This is a genomic window from Pseudomonas migulae (assembly GCF_024169315.1).
GTDB classification, from domain to species: Bacteria; Pseudomonadota; Gammaproteobacteria; order Pseudomonadales; family Pseudomonadaceae; genus Aquipseudomonas; species Aquipseudomonas migulae_B.
In genome coordinates this window covers 1939189-1953336 of sequence record NZ_JALJWR010000001.1, presented here as the reverse complement: position 1 = coordinate 1953336, position 14148 = coordinate 1939189, and the positions used below count along the sequence as shown (strand labels likewise).

General features: G+C 60.7%; 9 protein-coding genes. 7 read left to right on the top strand and 2 right to left on the bottom strand.

Features of this window, described 5'->3' with window-relative positions; all coding sequences use genetic code 11:
* Positions 1 to 6: 6 nt before the first annotated feature.
* Positions 7 to 1980: a MacB family efflux pump subunit gene (locus J2Y86_RS09035; RefSeq protein WP_253429933.1), complete on the bottom strand. Its 1974-nt coding sequence runs from the start codon at positions 1978 to 1980 to the stop codon at positions 7 to 9.
* Positions 1981 to 3153: an efflux RND transporter periplasmic adaptor subunit gene (locus tag J2Y86_RS09030; RefSeq protein WP_253429930.1), complete on the bottom strand. Its 1173-nt coding sequence runs from the start codon at positions 3151 to 3153 to the stop codon at positions 1981 to 1983. It abuts the gene before it with no gap.
* Positions 3154 to 3615: 462 nt separating this feature from the next.
* Here J2Y86_RS09030 and J2Y86_RS09025 point away from each other — a divergent pair, with 462 nt between their 5' ends.
* The 7 genes from J2Y86_RS09025 to J2Y86_RS08995 all read left to right on the top strand — a co-directional run bounded on the left by J2Y86_RS09025 (position 3616) and on the right by J2Y86_RS08995 (position 14146).
* Complete coding sequence (locus J2Y86_RS09025) at positions 3616 to 4095, top strand: sigma-70 family RNA polymerase sigma factor (RefSeq protein WP_253429927.1); 480 nt, start codon at positions 3616 to 3618, stop codon at positions 4093 to 4095.
* A 132-nt stretch (positions 4096 to 4227) separates the two neighbouring features.
* A complete protein-coding gene (locus tag J2Y86_RS09020) occupies positions 4228 to 5565 on the top strand; it encodes a lysine N(6)-hydroxylase/L-ornithine N(5)-oxygenase family protein (protein WP_253429924.1) in 1338 nt (445 codons plus the stop codon).
* Positions 5566 to 6084: 519 nt separating this feature from the next.
* Positions 6085 to 8787 (top strand): magnesium-translocating P-type ATPase, encoded by a 2703-nt coding sequence (mgtA, locus tag J2Y86_RS09015; RefSeq protein WP_253429921.1) that lies wholly within the window; start codon positions 6085 to 6087, stop codon positions 8785 to 8787.
* A 141-nt stretch (positions 8788 to 8928) separates the two neighbouring features.
* Positions 8929 to 9645 (top strand): MgtC/SapB family protein, encoded by a 717-nt coding sequence (locus J2Y86_RS09010; protein ID WP_253429918.1) that lies wholly within the window; start codon positions 8929 to 8931, stop codon positions 9643 to 9645.
* A gap of 122 nt (positions 9646 to 9767) precedes the next feature.
* Positions 9768 to 10181 (top strand): response regulator, encoded by a 414-nt coding sequence (locus J2Y86_RS09005; RefSeq protein WP_253429914.1) that lies wholly within the window; start codon positions 9768 to 9770, stop codon positions 10179 to 10181.
* A gap of 110 nt (positions 10182 to 10291) precedes the next feature.
* Positions 10292 to 10912 carry a response regulator transcription factor gene (locus J2Y86_RS09000; protein ID WP_253429911.1) on the top strand — a complete coding sequence of 207 codons (621 nt, stop codon included), beginning with the start codon at positions 10292 to 10294 and terminating at the stop codon, positions 10910 to 10912.
* Positions 10913 to 14146: a transporter substrate-binding domain-containing protein gene (locus J2Y86_RS08995; protein ID WP_253429908.1), complete on the top strand. Its 3234-nt coding sequence runs from the start codon at positions 10913 to 10915 to the stop codon at positions 14144 to 14146. It abuts the gene before it with no gap.
* The last annotated feature ends 2 nt before the right edge of the window (positions 14147 to 14148 follow it).

Here is a 14148-nt window from a genome sequence, read left to right as displayed (position 1 = left end):
GATCGATCATTCACTGGTAAGGGCCGTGACCGGGTCGAGCCGGGCAGCTTTGCGAGCGGGCATGAAGCCGAAGACAACACCGGTGACCAGGGCGCAGCCGAAGGCGCCGAGTACCGCTATCAAAGAGAACGCGACCGCGACTTCGCTGAGGATCAGCACGCCGCCGACGATCAGCGCCAGGGCAATGCCGGCGAGGCCGCCGACCACCGAGAGCATCACCGCTTCGGTGAGGAACTGCCGGAGGATGTCGCGCTGCCGGGCGCCGGTGGCCATGCGGATGCCGATCTCGCGGGTGCGTTCGCGCACGGTCATGAGCATGATGTTCATCACGCCAATCCCGCCCACCAGCAGCGAAATCGCGGCGATCGAACCGAGCATCAGCGACAGGGTATTTTGCGTGCGCGCCTCGGCCTGAATCATTGCCGCGTTGTTGGTCAGCTCGAAATCCTTTTTGCCGTCGTGCAGGCGCAACATCAACTGCTCGATGGCGATTTCCGTCTCTTTGACCTTGCGCGCATCAGCGGCCGCGATGGCCACGTATTCAAGGTTGTGGGTGCCAAACAGCCGGACGCTGGCGGCGGAATACGGGATGGCGATGCGGTCGTCGCTGTCGGTGTCGCCGGAGCTGGCGCCTTTTTCCGCGAGCACGCCGACCACCTGGAACGGCACGTTTTCGATCAGGATGTATTGGCCGATCGGGTTGGCCACGTCCTTGAGCAGTTTGGTCCGCACCTTGTGGCCGATCACCGCGACGGCCGCTGCGTTGCGTTCATCTTCCTGGGTGAAATAGCTGCCTTCGACCACCGGCCAATTGAAGATCGCCGGGAAGTTGGTGTCGTTGCCGCCGACGTAGCTCAAGTGGTCGAGGTTGCCGAAACGCACCCCGGCTTCCTCGCCGTTGACCGGCATGATGCGCGTCACTTGCGGCAGGCTGCCCACCGCCGCGACGTCATCGAGGGTGATGATGCCCAGCGGCGTGCGCGGGTTCGGGGACGAGCCGCTGAGGTAAATGATGTTCGAGCCGAACGCGCCCATTTGCGCCATGACCTGACGCTTGCTGCCCTCGCCGACGGCCAGCATCACCACCACCGACGCGACGCCGATGATGATCCCGAGCAGCGTCAGCGCGGTGCGAAACTTGTTGATCCACATCACCCGCCACGCAGCGTGCACCGCGTCCACCAGTTCGCCTTTCCAGGCACCGGTGGCTTCAGCACCTTCGCTCAGGCGCTTGCGCAGATCCACTGCTTGCAGCGCACCGGGGTTGGCCGAAGTCTGCACATCGGGGTTGTCGTGGGCGCTGTCGCTGATGATCAGCCCGTCGCGGATTTCGATGATGCGCTTGGCCCGGGCCGCGACTTCGCGGTCGTGGGTGATGAGGATCACCACGTGGCCCTGGCTCGCCAGTTCATCGAGCAGCGTCATGACCTCGGCGCCACTGTGGCTGTCGAGGGCGCCGGTGGGTTCGTCGGCGAGGATGATGTGGCCGCCGTTCATCAAGGCGCGGGCGATAGAGACGCGTTGCTGTTGGCCACCGGAGAGTTGATGCGGACGGTTGCCTGTGCGCGAGGCCAGGCCGAGGCGGTCGAGCAGGGCGGCTGCACGGGCATGGCGTTCGGCGGCCGGCAAGCCTGCGTAGATGGCCGGCATTTCGACGTTTTCCTGGGCCGAGCCGGACGGGATCAGGTGGTAGCCCTGGAACACAAAGCCAAAGGCTTCACGTCGCAGCCAGGCCAGTTCGTCGCTGTCGAGCGCGGCGACGTTTTCCCCGGCGAAGCGGTATTCGCCCGAGGTCGGGCGGTCGAGGCAGCCGAGGATGTTCATCAGCGTCGACTTGCCGGAGCCGGACGCGCCGACAATCGCTACGAACTCCCCGGCATGGATCGACAGGTCGATGCCGCGCAGCACGTGAACCTGCGGTGAATCGCCGCCACCGTAGGATTTGCGGATGTCCTGCAGGTCGATCAGGGGCGTCAGCATTCAGCCGCCACTCCCGTCGACCGGGCCGATCAACAGGTGATCGCCTTCCTGCAAGCCGTCGAGGATCTGCACGCGCAGGCGATCGCTGATGCCGGTGCGCACGTCGCGTTGCTCGACGCGGCCATTCTTGGCGACGACCTGGGCGGTCTGGATGTCCGGTTGCGTGCCGCCTTGCAGCGCGGCGATCGGTGCGGTGAGCACGTCTTTCGCCTGGTTGGAAACGAAGAACACCTGGGTGGTCATTTCCGCCATCAACGCGTTGTCGGCGTTGTCGACATCGAGCAACACGGTGTACAGCACCACGCGAGCGCTGCCGCTTTTGCTCGAACTGGCCGGGCTGCCGCCGCCCTGGCTGGTCTGATCCAGAGGCTTGGGCGGTACCGGCAGAATCTGCCGCACGGTGCTGCTCCAACGCCGCTTGCCGCCGCTGAGGGTGGTGAACCAGGCGGTCATGCCGGGTTTGACGTGACCGATGTCGGCTTCCGACACCTCGGCCCAGACGGTCATTGGCGACAACTTGGCGATGCGCAGAATCAACGGCGTTTGCTGTTGCGCGTTGAGGGTCTGGCCTTCACGGGCATCGAGTGCGACCACGGTGCCGGACATCGGTGCGTAAATGCGCGTGTAGCCGAGCTCGGCCTGGTCGCTGCGCAGGCTGGCCTGGGCCTGGCGGATCTGCGCCTGGAACATGTCGATGCGGGCCTGGGTGGCGCGCAGTTCAGCCTGGGCGGTTTGCACGTCTTCTTCGCGCGTGGCACCGCCGGCCTTGAGGTTCTGCTGGCGCTGGAATTTTTGCCGGGCCAGTTCGTGTTGCGCCCGTTGTTCCTCGAGTTGCGCCTTGAGGTTTTCGATCGAGAACCGCCCGGCGTCGAGTTTGGCCTGTTGCGTGGACGGATCGATTTCCACCAGCAACTGGCCTTCCTTGATCACGTCACCGACTTCGACATGGATCTTCTGGATCTGCCCGGACGCCTGCGCACCGACGTCCACGTAGCGTCGAGGTTGCAGGGTGCCAAGGGCCGTGACGCTGCTTTCGATGTCGCCGCGGCTGACTTGCACAGTGGCGAATTTGTCTCGGCCGGGCGGGATGACCTGCCAGGCGGCCACGGCGATAACGGGGATCAGACAAAGTGCTACAAGCAGGGCGCGTCGGGTCTGTCGGGGACGTTTCATGCAGTGTTCCGGCCAATGGATATCGGCCCGTCGATCAGCCTGCGCACGAAATCTGGCAACAGTTGAACGCTGTCGGGAAGCCGACAGAGACGGGGAGCTGTCCTTTATACGAGAAATGCGGCGGGGAATTTAGGCCTCGACACAAGCCGACACAAACACATTGAGGGCATGTGGCGAGGGGATTTATCCCCGTTCGGCTGCGAAGCAGTCGTAAATGCATTTTAACTTTGAAATGCCGGGGCCGCTCCGCAGCCCAACGGGGATAAATCCCCTCGCCACACAGGCTCGCCTCCCACAAGACCAAGACTATTTGTCGGGCAAGATGAAGCAACACTTTAAATCTATATGAGAATTACTATAAATTACACACTCGAATTGCCACTATCGTGCCACTGCCCATTTTCGGCGGTCGTTGCGGTGGCTCAAGGATAGAAACCGCACCCGTGCGGCCGGGAGTCATGGTTGGAAAACTACTATCGCGAGCTGGTGTGTTTCCTCAACGCCAAGCTGGGCAACCGTCAGGTGGCCGAAGATGTGGTGCATGACGCTTATCTGCGGGTTCTGGAGCGTTCCAGCGACACGCCGATCGAGCAGCCCCGGGCGTTCCTGTATCGCACCGCGCTGAATCTGGTGATCGACGACCATCGGCGCAATGCCTTGCGTCAGGTCGAGTCGCTGGAGGTGCTCGACAACGAAGAACGCTACTTCACCCCGTCCCCTCACAATTGCCTCGATCACGGCCAGCGCCTGGAGATGCTCCAGCGTGCGTTGGCGGAATTGCCACGGCTGTGCCGCGAGAGTTTCCTGCTGCGCAAGATCGATGGGATGTCACACCCGGAGATCGCCGAACACCTGGGCATTTCCCGTGCGTTGGTGGAAAAACACATCGTCAATGCGATGAAGCATTGCCGGGTGCGGATGCTGCAGTGGGACGCCCACTGAGCGTTTGTTGTTAAATTTTATTTCATTGTTCTCGTTCCTACTCAACAGACGACCTGCTGTGCTCTCCCAAGGATAGCCAGGTCACTTAGGCTTCCTCCCCGTGTTGAGGGGTTCATCCAGAGGACACTGGAAATGACACAGGCAATTGCATCGCCCATCGTTCACGACCTGATCGGCGTCGGTTTCGGCCCTTCGAACCTGGCGCTGGCCATCGCTCTGCAAGAGCGCGGGCCGAGTCAGGGCGAGCTGGATGTTCTGTTTCTCGACAAGCAGGCGGACTATCGCTGGCACGGCAACACCCTGGTGACCCAGAGCGAGTTGCAGATTTCCTTCCTCAAGGACCTGGTGACCCTGCGCAACCCGACCAGCCCGTATTCCTTCGTCAACTACCTCAAGCACCACGGCCGTCTTGTGGACTTCATCAACCTCGGCACCTTCTATCCATGCCGCATGGAGTACAACGACTACCTGTGCTGGGTCGCCGGGCAGTTTGCCGAACAGAGTCGTTATGGCGAAGAAGTGCTGACCATCGAGCCGGTGTTGCACAACCAGCAGGTCGAAGCGCTGCGTGTGATTTCCCGCGATACCCAGGGCCAGCAACACGTGCGCACCGCCCGTTCGGTGGTGGTGAGCGCCGGTGGCACACCGCGCATTCCCGAAGCGTTCAAGGCGTTGAAGGATGACGGCCGGGTGTTCCATCACTCGCAGTACCTGGCGCAGATGGCCAAGCAACCGTGCGTGAACAATCAGCCGATGAGCATCGCGATCATTGGTGGCGGGCAGAGCGCGGCGGAAGCTTTCATCGATTTGAACGACAGCTTCCCGTCGGTGCAGGTAGACATGATCCTGCGCGGGTCGGCGCTGAAGCCGGCGGACGACAGCCCGTTCGTCAATGAAGTGTTCTCGCCGGAGTTCACCGACCTGGTGTTCCAGCAGGCGAGCAGCGAACGCGAGCGACTGGTCAATGAGTACCACAACACCAACTATTCGGTGGTGGACATTGACCTGATCGAACGAATCTACGGCATCTTCTATCGCCAGAAAGTCTCGGGCATTGCCCGTCATGCCTTCCGCACCCTGACCACTATCGAAAAAGCCACCGCCACCGAGCGCGGCATCGAACTGGCCGTGCGTAACAACGCGACCGGCGAAGTCACGGTCCGTCATTATGACGCGGTGGTTCTGGCCACCGGGTATGAGCGTCAGATGCACCGCAAACTGCTGGCGCCGCTGGAGGAATACCTGGGTGATTTCGAAGTGGACCGCAACTACAAACTGATCACCGACGAGCGCTGCAAGGCGGGCATCTACATGCAGGGCTTCTGCCAGGCGAGCCACGGGTTGAGCGACACCCTCCTGTCGATCCTGCCGATTCGGGCGGATGAGATTGCCGGGTCGTTGTATGAACATGGCAAGAGCCGTGGGCAGGGTCGGTCGGTGATGGATTTGCTGCTAGCCACCGCCAGCTAAAATCTTCGGCGCCTGTTATGCCGCCATCGCGGGCAAGCCCGCTCCCACAGTGATCTCCGTCGTACACAAAATCCGTGTTCACTGAAGATCCCTGTGGGAGCGGGCTTGCCCGCGATGTGGCCCGAAATAACCCCGAAAAATTACAAAGCTGAACCCTCCCTGAAGAACCCGGCAATTCCCCAATCACACGCCAATCCTTCGTTTACTCTCCACAAATCGGGGCGTAAGCTTCGCGCGTTTTCATCAATAGCGGAGACCCACAGTGGGTACTTGTTCGAGTGACAGTAGTCGGCCGGTTCCAATAACCGGCACATCCTCGGCAAGATAACGCGCAAATTCTTGTGCCGTTGTCTCGCCGAAAAAGCGAGCAGCGGCATCCCGATCGCGGCCAGTCCTGGTCCGTGTCCCGACGTCCTCTCATCGACGCTGAACCGTGCGTGATGTTCGACTTTTTGTCGTCATCGCGGCGCACCGACACGCCTGCTGGAAGGTTTCCCGGCTGACCCTGGGGGAACTGCCATGAACCTGACCCTGCTCAAAGAATTCTTCGCCGGATTCCTGCGCACCCGCCACATCGCCCGACACTTCCGTCGCCTGGCGTTGCTGGAAAACTTCACCGACACCACGGTCAGCCGTGAGGTGCCGCCGACCCTGGCGCAAACCCTGGTGAGCGCCGCCAACAGTGACACCGGCCAACTGCTGGATAACCTCAAGAGCCACGCCGACGGCCTGAGCGAAGCCGAAGCCGATGCGCTGCGCGTGCAATTCGGCCTCAACGAAGTCGAGCACGAACAACCGCTGCCGTGGTGGACTCACCTGTGGCACTGCTACAAAAACCCGTTCAACCTGCTACTGACGTTGCTCGCGGTCATCTCCTGGCTGACCGAGGACATGAAAGCCGCCATCGTGATTTTCTCGATGGTGGTGCTCTCGACCTTGCTGCGCTTCTGGCAGGAAACCAAATCCAACCAGGCCGCCGACGCGCTCAAGGCGATGGTCAGCAACACGGCCACAGTGATGCGTCGGGATGCATTACGCAGCGAAGTGCCGATCAAACTGCTGGTGCCGGGCGATCTGATCGTGCTCTCGGCGGGCGACATGATTCCCGCCGATTGCCGCGTGCTCAACGCCAAGGATCTGTTCGTCAGTCAGGCGGCCATGACCGGTGAATCGATGCCGGTGGAAAAATTCCCCCGCCAGCAGGACAGTGACACGAGCAACCCGCTGGACCTCGACAACATCCTGTTCATGGGCACCAACGTGGTGTCCGGAACCGCGATTGCGGTGGTTCTGACCACCGGCAACAGCACCTATTTCGGTGCACTGGCCCAGCGGGTCGGTGCCACCGACCGGGCGCCGACGTCGTTCCAGACCGGGGTCAACAAAGTCAGCTGGCTGCTGATCCGTTTCATGTTCGTCATGGCGCCGCTGGTGCTGTTCATCAACGGTTTCACCAAAGGCGACTGGACCGAAGCGCTGCTGTTCGCGCTGTCGATTGCCGTGGGCCTGACCCCGGAAATGCTGCCGATGATCGTCACCTCGACCCTGGCCAAGGGCGCGGTATTCCTGTCTCGGAAAAAAGTCATCGTCAAACGCCTCGACGCGATCCAGAACTTCGGCGCGATGGACGTGTTGTGCACGGACAAGACCGGCACCCTGACCCAGGACAAGATCTTCCTCGCGCGCAACGTCGATGTCTGGGGCAACGACTCCGATGACGTGCTGGAAATGGCCTACCTCAACAGCTACTACCAGACCGGCCTGAAAAACCTGCTGGACGTGGCGGTGCTTGAACACGTCGAGGTCCACCGTGAATTGAAGGTCGGCACGGCGTTTCGCAAGGTCGACGAGATCCCGTTCGACTTCACCCGTCGGCGCATGTCGGTGGTGGTCGCCGAACGCGATCACTCCCATTTGCTGATCTGCAAAGGCGCGGTGGAAGAGGTGCTGGCGGTGTGCACACGGGTGCGTCACGGCGTGGTCGATGAAGCGCTGAGCGATGACCTGCTGGCGCGGATTCGTCAGGTCACCGCGGCATTCAACGCCGAAGGATTGCGGGTGGTGGCGGTCGCCGCGCGGCCAATGATCGAGGGGCGCGACACTTACAGCCTGGCGGATGAGCAGGCGCTGACGCTGATCGGTTACGTGGCGTTTCTCGACCCACCGAAGGAAAGCACCGCGCCGGCCCTGAAGGCACTGGCCGCTCACGGCGTGGCGGTAAAAGTGCTGACCGGTGACAACGAACTGGTCACCGCGAAGATCTGCCGCGAAGTCGGTCTGGAACAGCAAGGCCTGCTGATGGGCAACGACATCGAGCGCATGACGGACGCCGAACTGGCCGTGGCCGTGGAAACCACTAACGTCTTCGCCAAACTGACGCCGACGCACAAGGAGCGCATTGTCCGTCTGCTCAAAGGCAACGGCCATGTGGTCGGGTTCATGGGCGACGGCATCAATGATGCCCCGGCGCTGCGCACCGCCGACATCGGCATCTCGGTGGACAGCGCCGTGGACATCGCCAAGGAAGCGGCCGACATCATCCTGCTGGAGAAAAGCCTGATGGTGCTGGAGGAGGGCGTGCTGGAAGGGCGCCGCACCTTCGCCAACATGCTCAAGTACATCAAAATGACCGCGAGCTCGAACTTCGGCAACGTGTTCTCGGTGCTGGTGGCCAGCGCGTTCATCCCGTTCCTGCCGATGCTGCCGATGCACCTGCTGGTGCAAAACCTGCTCTACGACATTTCGCAGATTGCCATCCCGTTCGATAACGTCGATGAAGAAATGCTCAAGCAACCTCAGCGCTGGCAGCCGGCGGATGTGGGGCGTTTCATGCTGTTTTTCGGGCCGATCAGTTCGATCTTCGACATCAGCACGTTTGCCTTGATGTGGTACGTGTTCGACGCCAATACCCCGGACCATCAAACCCTGTTCCAGTCCGGCTGGTTCGTGGTCGGGCTGCTGACGCAGACGCTGATCGTGCACATGATCCGCACGCCGAAGATCCCGTTCCTGCAAAGCCGTGCGGCCATGCCGCTGCTGGTGATGACCGGGATCATCATGGCCGTGGGGATTTTCCTGCCGATGGGGCCGCTGGCGCACTACTTCAAACTGCAGGCACTGCCGTCGCTGTACTTCGTGTTCCTGCCGGTGATCCTGCTGGCGTACATGGCGCTGACCCAGGCGGTGAAGGGGTTCTATGTCCGCCGGCTCGGCTGGCAGTAATGCCGCAGTACAACAATCTCCTTGTGGGAGCGGGCTTGCTCGCGAATGCGATGTATCAGTCACCATCATCATTGACTGACCCACCGCTTTCGCGAGCAAGCCCGCTCCCACAGGGGGCGTGTGTTTTTCAAAGGATTCATCATGCAAGCACTCAACAACATCAACCTGACCTCGCTGGTCGACACCCTGGTCAGCCTCAGTGCGGCCTTCATCCTCGGTGGCCTGATCGGCTTCGAGCGTCAATACCGTCAACGCACGGCCGGCTTGCGCACCAACGTGCTGGTGGCGGTGGGCGCGGCGATTTTCGTCGACATGGCCAACCGCCTCGGCGGCGCCGAAGGGGCGGTGCGGGTGGTCGCCTACGTGGTCTCCGGCATCGGCTTTCTCGGTGCCGGGGTGATCATGCGCGAGGAGGGCAACGTACGGGGCCTCAACACCGCCGCCACCTTGTGGGCCTCGGCGGCCGTCGGTGCCTGCGCCGGTGCCGACCTTGTCCTCGAAGCCCTGCTCGGTACGCTGTTCGTGCTGGCGGCCAACACTTTGCTGCGGCCGATCGTCAATAACATCAACCGTCAGCCGCTGGATGTGATTTCGGCTGAAGTCACCAACATCGTTTACGTGATCGCCCGACGCTCGCAACAGAAAGCGGTACTGGCGCTGCTTGAGGCGGAACTCGAACGCAGCAATTACCCGGCGAGCGATGTGGACGTGCACGCGTTCGGCAGCGACGAAATCGAGGTGGAAGCAACGCTCGCGACGACGTCGGTGGACGGCGATGAACTGGATGCACTCGTGGCCCGGATTTCGACGTCGACGCTGGTGGTGCAGGCGTTCTGGAGTCCGAGTACGACGGAATAACGCGGATTCTTCCCTGACAACGGACTGATGCCCTGGTTTTTAGGAATAGTCCTACAGAAAACACCTTGGCTCTTCCGTAGCCTTGCGGCCTCACGAATCTGAAACCCTCCTGGGGGCCCCGGTTGCCGAATAAAGCGTTGCGAATCCTGATTGCCGACGAACAGCATTTCCAGCGGATGAGAATCGAGCGCCTGTTCAACCGGCTCGATTACTACCGCGTGGCGCCGGTGCAGGACCTTGCGGAATTGCTGACGCTGGTCGAGTACGGGAGCGAGCCTTTTGATCTGGTGGTCATCAATGCCTCACTGGCGGGCGAAGGTTTCGACCTGCCTGATTTCTTCCTCGATAACCCGCAGGTTCATCACGCATTGATCTACGACGCCGAGCAGGTGAAGTCGCCGTCGATCCCTGCGTGCGAGCAGCAGAACGTTCAGCTGAGCCTCGCCGCACTGCCTGATCTGGCGTGCATTCAGCGGTTGATGGCAGGGGTTGATCCTCGATTACCGTTCGTCGGTACTGTCATTTCTGTCAGGTAGTCTGGTACGGATTTCCGTGCAAGAGTCTTCGCGCAGCCAGTGCGTCTAACCCGGGTCCGGCCCATGGACATTCTTTGTCCCCTCGTCGTGTATTTGCACAGGGAGTTGCCATGAAGTCAGCGCTGATAGCGGACGACCATCCGGTGGTTCTCGGAGCACTGAAAATTCTGCTTACACAGGAAGGCTTTCAGCCCATCTTCGAGGCATCAAAAGGCAACGAGGTCATTCCGATGATTCGAGAACATCAACCTAAAGTGGTGGTGCTGGATCTGGACATGCCTGAGATGCCTGGGCTGGATGTGCTGGACCGTATTTATGCCAATGAAATGCAGTGCCAGGTGGTGGTGTTTACCTCTCTGGAGCGTATCTATTATCAAGAACGTTGCATGCGTGCCGGTGCTTCAGCCTATGTGTCCAAATCCAACGATTTGCAGCATTTGCAAAAAGCCTTACGCGCCGTCATGAATGGTTATACCTACTTCCAAAGCCTGCCCTCAGTTGCATTGAGTTCGTTGCAACTCAGCGAAAAGCAGATGATTGAAAGCCTTTCCAACCGCGAACTGACCATTTGTCGGTACCTGGCCCATGGCATGAGCAACAAGGCAATCGCCGAACTCATGCATCTCAGTCACAAGACGGTCAGCACTTACAAGACTCGATTGACAGAAAAACTCAACGTCGAATCCAAGGTTCATCTGCGGGATTTCGCCAAACGCAATCATCTGATCTGAATGAAGACCTTCCGACGTCCGCGTTGCCTGCTACTCCTCGCGCTGCTGGGCTGTCTGATATCCAGTGTCTGCGCACAACCGAAAACCCTGAATTTGCTGGGACGCTCCACTGTCGACGGCTACGACGTCAAACTGTCGGATGCCGATTCGCGGCTGCTGCGGCAAAAGGGCCGGTTGGTGCTGGCCATCTCGGCGCCGGATTATCCGCCCTTCGACATCACCACCACCGGTACTGACTACGAAGGGTTGACGGCTGATTATGCCGGGCTGCTCAAGCAGTTGTTGCACGTGGAGATCGATGTCCGCCGCTACGCATCGCGGGACGAGGCGGTGCGGGCGATCAAGGAAGGCACGGCTGATGTGCTGGGAACAGCCAATCGTTATGAGGTCGAGGATCCACAGTTGCGGATGTCCGGTGCCTATGCGGACGATCAACCCGTCGTGTTGACCCGCACGGATTCGTCCGCGCCGCTTGACCCTGATCTGGCCGGTAAACGGCTGGCAATGCTCTACCACTATTTGCCCGAGCAGCAAGTGCGGGCGATTTATCCCAAGGCGAATGTCGAGCTGTTTCCCTCGACGCTTGAGGCGGTGGGAGCCGTTGCGTTCCGTCAGGCGGACGCAGTCCTGAGCGACGCCATCAGCGCCAACTACCTGATCAGCAAAAACTACCTCAACAATGTGCAACTGGCCGATTTTTCGCTGCTGGAGTCCGGGCGTTTCGCGTTCGCGATGAGCCGCGACAACCAGCAGTTGCAACGCATCGTCAACCGGGCGCTGGCGGCGATCCCGACCAATGAACGGATGAACATCCTGCGCCGCTGGGGCGGCAGCGGGACCTCCATCGCCGGCACTGACGCCCCGCGCTTCAGCGTGCTCGAGCAACGCTGGCTCGACGATCATCCGCGTTTGCGAGTAGCGATCAACGAAAACCTCATGCCGATTTCCTTCATCGACAGTGAGGGGAAGTACCGGGGCATCAGCATTGATGTCCTGGCGAAAATCAGCTTGCGCACAGGCTTGAAGTTCGACATTCAACCGACCCGGTCAGTGGCTGAAATGCTGGAATGGATCAGGACCGGGCAGGTCGATCTGGTCGCCGGGATCAGCCCCAGCATCGAACGTGAAACCGAGTTGCGTTTCACCCGGCCGTTCTTGACCAGTCCTAATGTGCTGGTGACGCGTGTCGCGCCGGGCAGTCCCCGGACATTGGATGAAATGGCCGGTAAAACACTGGCTGTCACCCAGGGCAACAGTACCGGTGAGTTCATTCGTCAGCACTTTCCGCAGATTGAAATGGTCAATGCGCCATTGACGGCGCAGGCGATGGAAATGGTTGCCCAAGGCAAGGCCGATGGCGGCATCAACTCGCTGATCGGTGCCAGGGTCATGATTTCCCGGCAGTATCGTGACCGGCTGCAAGTGACCAGCACCGTCGGCACCGACCCGGCCCGCAGCACCCTGGCGACCGGTCGCGAAGCGGTGGTGCTGCATTCGATTCTGGACAAGGCACTGCTGAGCATTCCACCTGAAGAAATCGATGAAATGACTGGCCGCTGGCGCAATGACCTGATGGTTGAGCCCAGTTTCTGGCTGGGTCATCGTCAGGACATTCTCCAGGCATTTGCCGCCGCCGGTGCCTCGTTGTTGCTGGCGCTGGCGTGGATTGCCTGGCAGCGCCGGCAGATTCGCCTGCGTCAGCAGTTGCTCAGTCAGTTGCAGGAGGCCAAGGACGCCGCGGACGATGCCAACCGGGCGAAAACCACGTTTCTGGCCACCATGAGCCATGAAATCCGCACGCCGATGAATGCGTTGCTAGGCATGCTCGAGCTGGCGCTGAAACGGGCGGATGAAGGCGTCACTGACCGTCCGGCCATCGAAGTGGCGTCCAGTGCCGGGAAACAATTGCTGGCGTTGATTGGCGACATTCTGGACATCGCCCGCATTGAGTCTGGGCATTTGTCCCTGACACCGGAGCGGGCCAATCTTCATACGCTGGTCGAATCGGTGTGCCGGGTGTTCGAAGGCCTGGCGCGGCAGAAGGGGCTGGAATGGCGTGTCGATCTGGATAAGCGCAGCGACTGTGACGTGCTGATCGACCCCACGCGCTTCAAGCAGGTGCTGTCCAATCTTCTGAGTAACGCCATCAAATTTACCCGTGAAGGTGAAGTGAGCCTGACACTGCGGGTCGAACCTGGAGTGGCGGGGCATCTGGCTGTCAGCGTACGCATTGCAGACACCGGCATCGGCATCAGCGCACTTGATCAGCAGCGCCTGTTCAGCTCGTTCGTGCAGGCAGGAAACAATCCGGATTCAGGTCGGCAGGGTTCGGGGCTGGGGTTGGTCATCAGCCGTACCCTGTGCGAAATGATGGGCGGCCGGTTGCAACTCGACAGCGTTCTAGGGCACGGGACGCAGATCGACGTCAGCCTTGAGCTGCCCGAGTTGCAATCGTTATCGCCTGGTGAGTCACCTGAAAACGAGGAACAGGCGGCGACCCGGCCACTGACGATTCTGGTGGTCGACGATTACCCGGCCAACCGTCTGTTGATGTCCCGGCAGTTAGGTTATCTGGGGCACAGCGTGATGGTCGCGGAGGAGGGGCGGCAAGGACTCGAGAGGTGGCGCGAATCTCAATTCGATGTGGTCATGACCGATTGCAACATGCCGGTGCTCGACGGTTATGAATTGACGGGTGCGATACGTGATGAAGAGCGTGCGCAAGGATTGCCACCAACGTTGATTCTGGGGTTGACCGCCAATGCGCAACCCGATGAGAAGGCCCGCTGCCTGGAAGCGGGCATGGATGACTGCCTGTTCAAACCGGTCGGCCTGCCGGATCTGAGTGCGTGGTTAGCCTCCCGGTTTGCAGGTGAACCCGTGCCGGTTATCGACGCCTCTGAAACCCCCGAGATCGATCTGGATGGCCTGCTGCAATACGTCGGTGGCGACGATGAATTGATCACGCAATTGTTGCGTGACGTGGTCACGACCAATCGCATGGATCGGAATGAGCTGCTCGAGGCGCACGCGAGTGGCGAGCAGCAGGTGCTTCGCACGCTTGCGCACCGTATCAAGGGCGGGGCGTTGATGGTTCGGGCGGTCGGTCTGATCGAGTGTTGCGAGGCACTGGAGCGTGCCTGCACAGAGGGCCATGCTGCACAGATCGACGCCGCGGTCGATCAGTTGCAGCAGGCCATGACGCGCCTGGACCAACGCCTGGCGCAGGGTTGAAT